We start from the raw sequence: 12,971 nt of genomic DNA, 5'->3' as shown, positions 1-12,971 counted from the left end.
TTCACATCCTATGATGATTGACCTCCTGTGGTTTCCTACCATTTCATTAATTAGAATTTAAGAGCATAGAATTGAGGCTAATTCTGTCATTTTTGATCTGAATTGGCATTCAGACTGCACCACATATATGGAACTTTTGATTAGGAACAAGTCATCCAATATTCGGAATTTTATACATCCCGGATAGTGTTGACCTGTTCCGTTACTAGATTTTATTCCTGATAGGAATAGTCGCCGTAGGTGTAAGGTTCAGCGGCGCGCTTCTCTACGCCGTTAAATATGGTGCCCTGAATGGCGATGCCATTTTGATCGAAGCGGCGCAGCCCTGCCTCCACCTCTTTCAGGGAGTTCTGTTCAAAGCGCACCACCATCAGGGATGTTGATGCATATCGGCCAACAATAGCCGCATCCGTCACGCTCAGGATCGGCGGGGTATCAATGATAATCACGTCATATTGCGTTGAGCACGACGTGAGCAGCGTCTTGAATTTCTCAGACATAAAAAGCTCAGCAGGATTATTGGTCATTCGTCCGCGACCAATAAAATCCACTTCCGGGTATTCCGTGTGCTGAATAACAGTCGAAATATTAACGTCCTGAGATAAATAATCCGCAAGCCCTGCCCCATTTTCTGCCGCAGAGAAAACACGGTGCAAATACCCTCGTCGTAAATCACAGTCGATCAACAATACCCGCGTACCCGCCTGCGCCATCAGTACGGCGAGGTTAGAACTCACGAAAGATTTACCGACCCCGGGCGACGTCCCGGAGATCATTAATATTTTGTTGTCCGATTTCAGCATCGCAAAATGGAGGCTAGTACGCAGCCCCCTCAACGCTTCGACCGCCAGCGACGTTGGCGTCGATTTCGCCAGCAGCTCGTCAGACTGGTAAGTCGGAATGGCGCGGCACCGTCTGCGCTTCGTTAACTCTGGCGCCAGGGGAACAACGGCGAGGACAGGAATGCCACGTCTCTCCAGCTCAGCAGGTTGCCGGATCCCTTTTATCAGCATGTTGCGAACGAGGATGACTCCGGAGGAAAAGAGGAACCCAATTAAGGCGGATAAGAGAACAATCAATATTTTTTTCGGTTTCACCGGTTTCTGCTGCGTGACCGCATGGTCAATAATACGCACATTCCCAAGGGTACTGGCCTTACTGATATTAAGCTCGTGCTGTTTATTCAGCAAAATCATATAAATATCATTACCCATCTGGACATCGCGGGTCATGCTTAAAATTTCTTGCTGGGTGCTGGGCATCGCGCTAATACGCTGGTTCAGCTTTTCTTTTTCCGCAACCAGAATGGCTTTTTTCTCAGACAACGCTTTATAGGCCGGGTGCGTGCGCTTATACAGTTTGGAAATTTCCGCCTCTTTAAAGGTCAGTTCATTAAGCTGCGTATCAATAGAGACGACATTATCCAGAATGAATTTAGCTTCTAATGACAGGTCAACGGACTCATTATTCTTTCTGAATTCATTCAGTTTACTCTCGGCGTTAACCAGATTGCTTTTGATCTGCAACAGCTGCTTATTTAAAAACGCCAGGCTTTTGCTTGCCTCCGCTGATTTGCGCTCAACGTCCTGCGCCAGATAGTTTTGAGCAATACTGTCCAGGATCTGGCTGATCGTCACCGGGTCGGGGCCGATCATGCTCAGGTGCAGCATGCCATTCCCCCCCGACTTGGTATCAATGGAGACGCGCTCTTTGATCTCTTCAATGACCGAATACTCATTGCGCTTCGTCACAATGAACGCGGTGTTTTCCGTGAGTTTGGCTGACGCGATCAGAAGCTCAATACCGCTGGCCTGAACAGGTACACCCACTTTACCTTTCACGACGGAATCCCCCACGTGCAGGGCGAAGTCTCCAGAAACCGCGATGTCCAGGTTCAGCGGAGTATTCATCCATTTATCCGGTACGGACAAATAGGCAATATCGAGCGTCGCCGGCTCATGACCCAACAGACGCTGCAGAGTGGCATTCGCAACAGGATAGGTTTTTTCTCTTGCGACAATATCCAGCTTCAAATCCCGTACCGTTTTACCCATCACTAATCGTGACTTGAGTATTGAAACTTCGGATTCAGAACTCACTCCGGAGCCTTCCGGGAGCATGGTAGACAGCTTGTTTAAAATACTTAATGAGGAATTCTTCTCAACCTGAATTAACGCATCGCTCCTGTAAACCGGCGTCGAGATGTTAGCAATAATAATCCCCATAATGATAAACAGAATGGTCGTCGCCGCTATCCAGACTTTGCTGTAAAACAGTACTTTAAGGATTTGAACAATATCAATGTCCTCCTCCCGCTGAACAGGATCGGGAGGGGGATTGCTAACGTGTTTGTTATACATACTCTAATCAGCCTTGATTATTTAACCTGCTGGAAAACCTTGACCCATTCTTCGGCAGCGGAAAAAAGTTGTTTGAAAATGATGTCGGATATTTCTGCTCCTCGGCGATATGGATCTGAAATTTCCAGTTGCTGGAGCCAATATCCGAATAAAAAGGTCTTACCCCGGGCTTCCATCGCCAGTTGTGTAACCGCTTCAATATGATGCTTATCCATGGTCAGGATCAGATCGTATTCGCGGCACATTGCAGGCGTAAGCTGCCGGGCAAGATGGCCCTCTAAAGAAAAACCCTGTTTGCTGGCCGACTGCCGCATGACGGGATCCGCCGGTTCCCCTGTTAACGCTGAAATACCGGCAGAGTCCACCCTCATGCCGGGTAAGCGCGAACGCAAAATCCGTTCCCCCGCCGGGGAACGACAGATATTGCCGGTGCAGACGACCAGGATGGAGGTATATCGCCCATACACGATCAGTTACCCCAGTTTCTGACAAAGCGCGTGGTTTCCGTCAGGCTGTAGATACCATTAATGGTTGGCATTAACTGGTTAATCACCCTGTTCCAGCGTGCAACCGGTGCCGTCGTGACATAGACAATATCGTATGGCTTAAGCTTAAATTCCGTGCCCAATACCAGCGCGGTGGCATCACGCGCGTCGAGCTGATAAATAGCCGCTTGTTTCCCCGTTTCTGCATCAGGTTTTGCTTCAGAGCGAATGACAAATATGCCGCTGGCATCGCTTGTCATTTGATTGATCCCTTCCGCATTCCCCAGCGCTTCTGTCAGCGTCATGCCGGAACGATCCATTTTCATGGTGGTTTGCTTGACGACATCCCCCATCACAAAGACTTTTAAATCGTCATTGCGCGGGATATAGAGAATATCGCCAGGGTAGAGCAGTTTATTTTGCTGCAAATCCCCATACTGCATGAGCGCCTGCAGGGAGACCTTCGACTTCTTACCGCCCTGGGTTAATACCACGTTGCCCCAGTCTGCATTCTCGGTCAGCCCGCCCGCCTGGTTTACCGCATCAATAATGGTCAGCGGCACGTTGGTGATAGGTTGCTGGCCGGATTGATTCACCTCGCCTGAGACCGTCACTTTTTGCGAGCGGAATGCGGCGATCCCCACATCGACCTGCGGGGATTCAATATATTTAGCCAGATGCTCGGTGATCATCTCCCTCACTTCGGTCACCGTTTTGTCCTTCACGGCAATTTTGCCGATGTAAGGATAAAAAATGGTCCCGTCCGAATGTACCCAGTTGCCGGTGTCGCTGGCGCTGCGATACTGGCCTGACGGCGTGGTGAGCTCCGGGTGTTCCCACACCGTCACCATAATGATATCGCCCACGCCAATACGGTACTCATACGCGTCCAGACGCTTGTTCAGCTCGGCATTACCCTGCGCAACCATCACGTTTTCCCGCAGCCGCTCGATCAGGGCTGGCGTAACGGGATAAACATTGATATCGACGTCGTTGAGCGTTTTATCATCCTGCGCCTGAACAATGTTTTTCCCGGACGTATCAATATGGCTGCCCGGCGCAATCTGGCAGCCTGCAAGCAAAATAATAGAGGTTAAAATAAACAGAACTGAAATTTTCTTCATGCTTTTCTCAATGTCACCTCTGAACAATGACATTCCCTTTTTAATTTTCCATCACACAAAACGTCGCTAACGAGGAGTAATACACGTGAATCGTAACTGTTGAAATTATAACGCCCCCCGTTTTATCTGTCCTGCATACGTGGAATATTCCTGGTTGAAAACCTCGCATTCTTACATTAATGTCTAAAAGCAAAACCGTGCGACTCAGGTAAACAATTCCCATTTAGTGAGGGAGTCTTCTCAATCAAGCGTTTATTTATATCGTGTAGAATATAAATATATTCATACCGTAATACCTGTCTGTCGGTATGCAAAGATTACGAAGATGGACTTTTTTCCATTTTATAGCCTAAATAATTCGAGTTGCATGAAGGCGGCGACGCAGCGAATCCCCAGGAGCGTACATAAGTACGTGACTGGGGTGAGCGAGAAAAGCCAACGCACAGGCAACTTGAAGTATGACGGGGATAGTTCACTAAAGGAATACCCATGGATACCTCCAGAGTTATTTTATCCCGATGTAACTTCAGTAACATCGGCCTGAGTCACTTGCTATCCGGTACATTCAGTAAAGAGAAAATTATCTCGTTTGATGACCAAAGAAACTTGTTTGCCTGGGCGAAGGAGATCAGGAGAGGGTCTTTTTATACGTTGTACCTGGTTTTACCTGATTCCATATACAGCAATATTGTTTATTTCCACTGGTTGATTTCCCTACGTAGAAAAACAAATAATGCAGCCATTTCAGAAATCATTATTGCTTATCACTCGGATATTTTTCCGGAGCTGTTTTCTTGCATTTGCTCTCATTACAAGCATCGCCTTGTGAATATCAACAATCTCACGAACGATGAGATCATAAAAAAAATGCATACGCAGCGCCACCCAAGCAAAAACAAGATTATCAAGAAATACATCGAACTGACGCATATGGAGTTCTCTGTGTTAAAGCTGATGATTGCGGGTTATTCCATTGATGATATCAGTATCGTGCACAACATTAAGCCCAAAACCACCTATACGTACACCAACAACATAATGAAACAGCTGGGCTTTAACTCTTTAAAGAAAATATACTCCTGCGGCGAGATCATTAAAGCGTCAATTGAGCATGAGATAATCAGAGAAAAGAAAAAGCTGTACACCAATGCGAAGATCAAAACCTACGAACCGCAGTTTGCATGACACCTCGTTTTTCAGAACCTTTCTCTTTGATATACCACTAAAAAAAATACGGATAGCATCTCTGCGATCCGTATTTTAGTCATACACGCGGCTTAGTGGCTTTTCACTAAAATTTCCACACGACGGCTGTTAACGTTACAGCCTGCCGCCTGCTGGCTGGCATTTGTACCGCAGCCTTCAGCGCTCTGCGCCACGCCCTGACCAACGGTGTTGTTGATCATCTCTGGTTTGATCCCTTTCTCGATCAGCAACGAACGAACGGTATTCGCACGTGCTTCAGACAGACGCTGGTTGGCCTCACGGCTACCAATCGCATCGGTATAGCCCACGATCTGGATCTCACGAACGTTATTCGCCTGACGGATAAACTTCACCACGTCATCCAGCTTCTTACGAGATTCTGCAAAAATTCCCGCCGAGTTGCTCGCCGCAAAGCGGAACAGCACCTGTTCCTGAATGAGCACTACGCCGGTGTTATTAATGTAATCACAGGGTTTGACCTGAGATGCACGGTTAATAATTTTGGTCTGCTTGTGCATATTTTTCAGAAGCGTTTCCGCACGCGAACGTTCCTCCAGCGCCGCTGTATTGCCCGCAGTGCCCGGATTAACCTGAATAAAATAGGTCTGCGCGCTTTCGGTGCTCAACTGTTGCTGAGGGTTTTGCTTGCCCTGGTACGTCGGGTGATCGTTGAAGAATGACTCCACCGTGTGCGCGCCCGGTGCCGCACACAGGACGGTAAACTGCCCTGGTAACAACACGGACTGCAGCTCGCGGTCAACATAGACCGCTGCAGGAACTGTGCCCTGTGGGTAATAGACGACAACCTGTGCCAGCTCAGGCGTCACGCCCGCCACCGGACGATAAGGTTGCGGTGCCGTATTTTTTGGCGTCGGTTTGATCACTACCGGTAAATCAATGGCCTTTTCCACTTTTTCAGCTGAATAAGCGGGGTTGGCCATAAATGCACTTAATGCAGCAGCGACACAGAACGCCAGGTTTATTTTTTTAAAATTCCGAGGGGTTATTTTCATTTTCAAATTCCTGATTCACCCAGTGATTAATCGTATTACTTCAGATATGCGCAGAAAGCCCGCCATCCGAAGATGGCGGGTTTTACTGGGTTACATCATTATTTGGTTATTCTGCAGCAGCGTAACCAGATCGGTTTGAACGTCAGCCAGTGTGACAACCTGCGTAAAGCCATGTTGTCCGCCCTGACCGTCACGGTCGATACTGATCACGGTATCGCTTCCGACAACCTCCACCTTGACGTAGTCAAGCACGCCGCGAGAGGAGTAATCCAGCTCCAGTTTTCCATCGTCCTCGAAGAAGGAGACAGAGCCCTTGTAGTCAAGCAGCTCGCTCATATCGAGCAGATCTGCATCACTGTCTTTCACCAGATTACCCACCTTGAAGCCGTGGATCGTGTCGTGGCCGTTGCCGCCGGTACCGTCGTTGGTCATTCCTGCCAGCACCTTGTACATCAGCGTGTCGTTACCGCCGTTGACCAGGTAGAAGGCATCATTGCCACCACGACCTTCGAACAGGTTGTTCGCGGAGTTATCCGTGAAGGTATCCTGCTGGTTTGACCCGACCAGTCCCTCAATGCTGAGGAGCTTATCGGTGCCGTTACCGGTTGCAGTACCTGTCCACAGGTTGGCGTTAACCGCACTGGTAGAACGGCTGTAATCAACCACGTCCATACCCGCAGTTTCACTCCAGACTGGCTTGCCGCTCACAATCTGGTTCCAGCCGCCGCCACCGTTGTAGGTGTCGTTACCCGCCGAACCGAAGAAGGTGTCGTTATAGCCCGTACCCACGATCCCGCTGTTGCCAGTGGTGTTGTTCGCGGCGCTGCCGCTTTCCGCCGTCAGCACGTAGGAGTCGTGGGCTTTACCTGTTGTCAGGCCACCCCAGTTCTCATTCACCGTACCGTTGGTGTAACCGCCAATGCTGCCCGTTGCGCCAACGTGATCCGCTTTACCGTCGGTAATACGCAGCATCTGCACGGAGTAAACTTCGTTCGGATCCAGTCCGAAGAAGCTCACCAGACCCATGCTGTTGCTGGAGCCGGAGGACTGCGGGTTAATCAGCTGGGTAGCGACAAGCTCGCCCGCCGAGTTATAGAGCTTCACGGTGTTGCTGTAGAAGGTATTGATACCGTTACCGTCAACAATACGGATCTGCAGGCTGGTGCCGTCCGCCGCGATATTGGTGTTTTTCACCAGCATCGTGCGTCCCGCATCATCTCTTGCCACCACATCAGCGTCCGCACCCGAACGGTACAGCACCAGGTCCATCGAACCGTCCCAGTCGTAGTCAAGCGCCACGGCACCGGTCATGTTGTTGAACGTCGTGCTACCCGTCAGGCTAACCTTATTGGTCCCCCAGTTGTTGCTGCCGGTATTGGTATACAGCATCGGCGAGCCTGTCACGCCAGAGCGCGGCACTTCGATGATGTCCATCTTACCGTCGTGGTTCCAGTCCACTGCCAGCGACGTACCGCCATCAACGTTATCGCCAAACCACTGCGCCTGACCGTCGGTTGCATTGAGCTTGCCGGTACCATCGTTGAGATAGATACGGCTCTCGTCGCTGTTAGAACTGCCCTTCGAACCACGGCTCAGGAACAGATCCAACCAACCGTCGTTGTTGTAATCCGCATATGTCATGGAGATAGACAAGTTACCGTAGTCTTCATGGCCATCGTCACGGAACACGTTCGCGTAGTAGCCGACTTCACCGAAGTTGGTCTTCGACGTTCCGGTAGTCTGGTTATACAAGATCCCCAGACCGCGTGAGTTGTTACCAACGAAGCTGCCTGCGCCGTTGTAGTCGATATGTGCCGTAATATCTACGGTACCGTTATTATCGATATCCACAGCGCCCACTTCGTGCAGCACGCTCAACGCCGTTGGCAATGCCCCGCCTGGGTGTCCGTCAGAGAAGCCGGAGTTGTCCTCGTAACTCAGCGTACCCTGCTCATTCTTGATGAATGAGATGGAGTCCGCTTCCGAGTCACCCAGCACAAAGTCCAGATAACCATCACCTTCACGGTCATAGGAAATCACGCCACCGAGGTGGTTCAGAGTGCCTTGATCCAGTGCCTTCGCAGAGTAACTACCATCGGCGTTCTGCAGCCAGTAGGCGGTACGACCCGCGTTACTATAGCTACTGATCTGAGACATTACGTCGGCATAACCATCGCGGTTGATGTCCGCAAAGGCTGCGGAGTTCACATAACGGCTGTACGACGTGCTATCTACGTTGTAACCCGCACCGTTGTCGGTGGACGGCTGTGCAAGGTACGTCGAATCGTAGTCTTCACGCGTGACGGAGTCGTACACTCGTCCGGCGTTAGCCGTTGTGCTTCCTGACGTGCCGCGGGCACTCTGGAAGAACGACCACAAACCGTCCTGGCTGATGGTGACCGCAGCGGCGTTCAGGCCACGGCTGTCCGCATCGGTTGTGCCACCCCAGGTCTGTTCAATCAGCGTACTACCACCACCTTCGGTGACGCCCGTGCTGGTGCTTGCGCTCATGCTTGAGCGGTTGCCCGCCTCGTCCCAGACCACAAAGGCCAGGTTATGCGCGCCCGCAGGCAGGGTCGTGTTCAGGCTCCAGGAGCCGTCCGCGTTCGCTTTCGCGAAGCCGATGATCTGATCCAGGCCTTCCTGATAGGTGCCGTTGCTGTTGACGTCGCTCACCAGAGAGACAATCGCACCCGCTTCAACGCGACCATACTGACCGCTGGAGAAGGTGAACGAATCCCCCGTGCTGGTGTGCTGAGGCACATCCGGCGCCATCGTGATGGCATCAGGCGAATCCAGATCGATGACCACGTTGTAGCTATCCGCAAACTTCGTGTTCGTACCCGGGTTGCCCGCAACGTCAATCACCTGCAGCTTGAAGCTGTGGGTGGTGCTTGCCGTCGCTTCCGGCAGTTCATAGCTCCAGCTCTGGCCGTTGAGTGCCAGCGTTTTCCAGGTCTTCCCGTTATCCAGAGAGATCTGCAGATGTTCGCCAGCCTGCAGCGCCGCGCTCAGGTTACCGCTAAGGGTGACGGTACGGTCACGGGTGACCATGTCGCCGTTAGTCGCCGTTGCGGCATGGCTGAAGTGATCCCCGGTCGTCAGACCATGGCTGGTATCGGTAGTCACTTTGGTTGTCGTAGACAGACCGTTCATGTCACTGCCGCCCGATGCCACCTGCAGCGCCTGAGAATCGGTGCTGCCGACGTTACCGGCGTTATCCACCACGCGAGCCTGAATGGTGTAAGCACCATCGTTCAGCGGCGTGCTCTGCATATCCACAGTCCAGGATGTGCCGGTTACCGTTGAGGCACGCGTCCAGGTTACACCGTTGTCGAGGCTAATCTCAACCCACTCGTCCGCCTGCAGGGCTTTGTTCAGCTCACCGTTAATCAACAGCGTGTTATCGCTGGTGATGAAGTCAGCGTCTGAAGCACCACGGTCTTCCGAGATCGAGCTGATGTTGATAACCGCGTCAGACACGGTGGTATCGACAACAATCGTCCAGGTGTTGCTTGGCGTACTGACGTTGCCTGCTGCATCCGTGGAGGTTGCAACCAGATTCCAGGTGCCTTCAGCCAGCTTGTTCGCGTCGCTGATTTGCAGCGTCCACTGACCCGTTGTGCTATCGGCCACGGCGGTACCCAGCAGAATGCGGGTTGTCGCATCCACCTGATGGTACACATTCACCGTGCTGCCCTTCTCTGCCGTACCGGTAATTTCCGGCGTGGTGTCGTTGGTCGGCTTGCCGTGAGCAACGGAACCCTGAACCGGATCCACATCGTCCAGCACGTTGGTAATAACCGGTGCAACAGGCGCAACCGTGTCCACAACCAGATCGAAGTCGATCGGCGTGAGCGGGTTATTCGACGGATCGGTCCCGGTGATGCGCAGGGTATGCGCGCCATCGCTCAGGCTACTCATCGGCGTGAATTCCCAGTTACCATTGGCATCCGCTTTCACGGTACCCAGCTGAACGCCACCGACATCGGTGATGATAATGGTGCTGCCTGCCGTCGCCTTACCGACCAGCTGTACCTGGCTATCGTTCGTGACTTCACCATCGCGAAGCACGCGAGAACCACCCGCTTCCTGGACATCATCCACCACCTGCAGCAGCTGCAGATAGCTTGCGCCCGTGGAGACGTTAACGGTGATATCGTCAACGATCGCACTGCTGTTACCCGCCGGATCCGTTACCTGAGTCGCGAACTGGTGTTCGCCATCAACCAGCGGCGTGGACGGGGTGAACTGCCAGCTACCGTCAGGGTTGGTGACGGTGACTGAACCGATCGCCTGGCCATTATCATAGATAGTGACCGTGCTGCCCTGCTCCGCTTTACCGGTGAAGGTCGGTTTGTTGTCGTCCGTGGTCATGCCCTCGGTCAACTGACCTTTCCAGGCACCCTGATCGTCAGACACCTGCAGACCGGAAACCGGATTCGGTGCTGTTGAATCAATGGTTACCGTGAACGAACCGCTGCGATCGCTCTCCTGACCCGCGCTGTTGGTATTGGTCACCGTAAAGGTGTAGCTACCGTCAGCCAGTGCCGGAGATGGCGTGAAGCTCCAGGTGCCATTGCTATTCAGCGTTGTTTTACCTACAACCTGACTGCCGTTGTAGATGGTGATCGTATCGCCCGCAGCACCGTCCGCAGTCCCGTTCAGGGTCGGCGTATCGTCTTTGGTCAACGCATTGTTGGCCAGGTTGATAACGGTTGTGCCGGTATCGTCCAGAACGTTAACGATCGCTGGTGCATCCGGGGTATCGGACATAATGACGTCATAGCTGTCAGCCGGTTTCGCCACGTTGCCAACCCGATCGGTTTCCGTCACGGTCAGTTTGTTGATGGAGTCACCGTACAGAGACTCAGATGGCGTCAGTTCCCATTTGCCGTTCTGATCAACCGTGGTGGTACCCAGTACCTTCGTGTTGCCGTCTTTATCGGTGGTGTAGACCGTAATGACGTTGCCCACTTCAGCACCAGAGCCGCGGATCACCGGACGTGAATCGTCCAGAACGCCGCCATCCGCAACAATCCCCTGAACGTTCCCCACGTTATCCGTGACGGAATCAATGGTCACTTTGCTCGCATCCGGCGCGGTGTAGTCGGTGGTCAGCACGAAGTCCGCAGACTTGTCGCTGACGTTTCCGGCTTTATCCGTCGCCGTCACATAGAAGGTGTTTTTCCCTTCTGGCAACTTACTGCCCGGCTTGAAGTTCCATGCGCCGCTGCTGTTCGCGGTGACTGAACCCAACAGCGTGCCATCAACGGAGTAGATGTTGACGGTGCTGTTCGCTTCGGCCGTACCGTGCAGGATTGGCTGTGGATCGTCAGTCACGTCGTTGCTGTTCAGGTCGTCCTTAACGGTACCCACCTGATCTTCCGCGTAATCAATGCTCGGACGATTCGGTGCTTTACTGTCAATTTCGAAGCTGAAGGTGCTGGAGGTATCCTCTTTACCGGTCAGATCTTTAGCGGTCGCCGTAATGTTATGTACGCCATCGCCCAGATCGCTGGTTGGAGTGAATGTCCAGTTACCGCTGGCATCTGCCGTCACGGTGCCCAGCACCACGCTGCCATCTTTGATGGTCACGATGCTGCCTGCTTTCGCCTTACCGATAATGTCCGGACGGGCATCGTCAGTCACGTCATTGGCCTTCAGTTCGCCAGTTACGGTGCCTTTATCGTCCATCACGCGAACGATAGTGACCGGTACGCTGGAGGTATCAAGCGTGACGGTGACGCCAGCATTTTCTGCACCCAGGTTGCCCGCTGAATCTTCAGCGCGCGCGGTGAAGGTGTATTCCCCATCCGCCAGTGAACCGGTGGTGTAGGTCCAGTTACCGTTAGCGTCTGCCACCGCGGTGCCGTTTTCCTGACCGTTCACGTAGACGTGAACAACGCTGCCAGGCTCTGCTTTACCGCTGATGGTCGGCGTCGCATCGTCAGTGGTGTCGCCATTTGACAATACGCCAGTCTTCGGACCTTCGTTATCGCTAACGATGAAGCCAGTGACTTCACCCGGCGCGCTGGTATCCACCGTGACCGGGAATCCGCCGGTTTGCGGGCTCACCTGTCCGATGTCGTTAATGGCTTCCGCCACAAACGTATGGACACCGTCTGCCAGTTTCGGCGTGTTGAAGCTCCATTTACCCTGGGCATCAGCCTGCGTTTCACCCAGTAAGGTGGTGCCGTTCGGGCCGCCGTAAATGCGAACCGTCACGTTGGCTTCCGCAGTACCTGTCAGAAGCAGGGTGTTGTCGTTGGTTGTCGCATCCTTCTGCAATGGACCGGTATGCGGCGCGACGTCATCTTCTACACTGCTCAGGGTCGGTGGCAGCGGCTGACCGCCAGCATCGATCTGAATAATGTATTCCGGTGAAGCCGCCGTGGTGTTACCCACGCTGTCGGTCTCTTTAACCGTCAGGTTATAGGTGCCGTCAGGCAGCGCCTTGGTGACCTGCAGTTCCCAGGTGCCGTCTGCCTGCACTTTGGCGGTGCCAATCACCTTGTCGCCGTTGTACACGGTGATGGTGTTGCCCGCTTCCGCGCCGGTGCCTTTGATCAGCGGCGTGTTATCGTCAGTCTTACCGCCTGACGTCACGGAGCCGGTCACAGAACCAAAGTCATCCACCACGTCAGTGATGCTCACTTTGCTTGCATCTGGTGCGGTGTAGTCCAGGTTCAGCACGAAATCGTCGGACGCTGCGCTGGTATTACCCGCCTTGTCCGTCGCCGTCACGTGGAAGCGGTGCTCGCCTTCCGGCAGTTTCGCCGT

At 52.7% G+C, this 12,971-nt stretch carries 6 protein-coding genes; 1 reads left to right on the top strand and 5 read right to left on the bottom strand.

Annotated elements, in window-relative coordinates; all coding sequences use genetic code 11:
• Nucleotides 1-212 precede the first annotated feature (212 nt).
• Genes HV355_RS18980 through HV355_RS18970 form a run of 3 tightly spaced genes read right to left on the bottom strand, consistent with a single transcriptional unit; the run spans nt 213 to nt 3,969 of the window.
• Nucleotides 213-2,360, bottom strand: a complete 2,148-nt coding sequence (locus HV355_RS18980; RefSeq protein WP_182403037.1) for a polysaccharide biosynthesis tyrosine autokinase — start codon at nt 2,358-2,360, stop codon at nt 213-215.
• A gap of 17 nt (nt 2,361-2,377) precedes the next feature.
• On the bottom strand, nt 2,378-2,830 hold the full coding sequence (locus HV355_RS18975; protein ID WP_133306415.1) for a protein tyrosine phosphatase: 453 nt from the start codon (nt 2,828-2,830) through the stop codon (nt 2,378-2,380).
• On the bottom strand, nt 2,830-3,969 hold the full coding sequence (locus HV355_RS18970; protein WP_182403035.1) for a polysaccharide export protein: 1,140 nt from the start codon (nt 3,967-3,969) through the stop codon (nt 2,830-2,832). Before HV355_RS18970 ends, HV355_RS18975 begins: the two co-directional genes overlap by 1 nt.
• A 489-nt stretch (nt 3,970-4,458) precedes the next feature.
• Between HV355_RS18970 and HV355_RS18965 the strand changes: the two genes are divergently transcribed.
• Nucleotides 4,459-5,154 (top strand): LuxR C-terminal-related transcriptional regulator, encoded by a 696-nt coding sequence (locus HV355_RS18965; RefSeq protein WP_182403033.1) that lies wholly within the window; start codon nt 4,459-4,461, stop codon nt 5,152-5,154.
• A 92-nt stretch (nt 5,155-5,246) separates the two neighbouring features.
• On the opposite strand, the gene HV355_RS18960 is transcribed toward HV355_RS18965, so the two are convergent.
• On the bottom strand, nt 5,247-6,116 hold the full coding sequence (locus tag HV355_RS18960) for an OmpA family protein (RefSeq protein ID WP_275943579.1): 870 nt from the start codon (nt 6,114-6,116) through the stop codon (nt 5,247-5,249).
• A 162-nt stretch (nt 6,117-6,278) separates the two neighbouring features.
• The coding region (locus HV355_RS18955; protein WP_182403029.1) for an Ig-like domain-containing protein at nt 6,279-12,971 on the bottom strand (6,693 nt) is incomplete at its 5' end.

The sequence above is a fragment of the Enterobacter sp. RHBSTW-01064 genome, from assembly GCF_014103035.1.
GTDB lineage: Bacteria > Pseudomonadota > Gammaproteobacteria > Enterobacterales > Enterobacteriaceae > Enterobacter > Enterobacter mori.
This window is presented reverse-complemented; position numbering and strand designations above follow the sequence as displayed.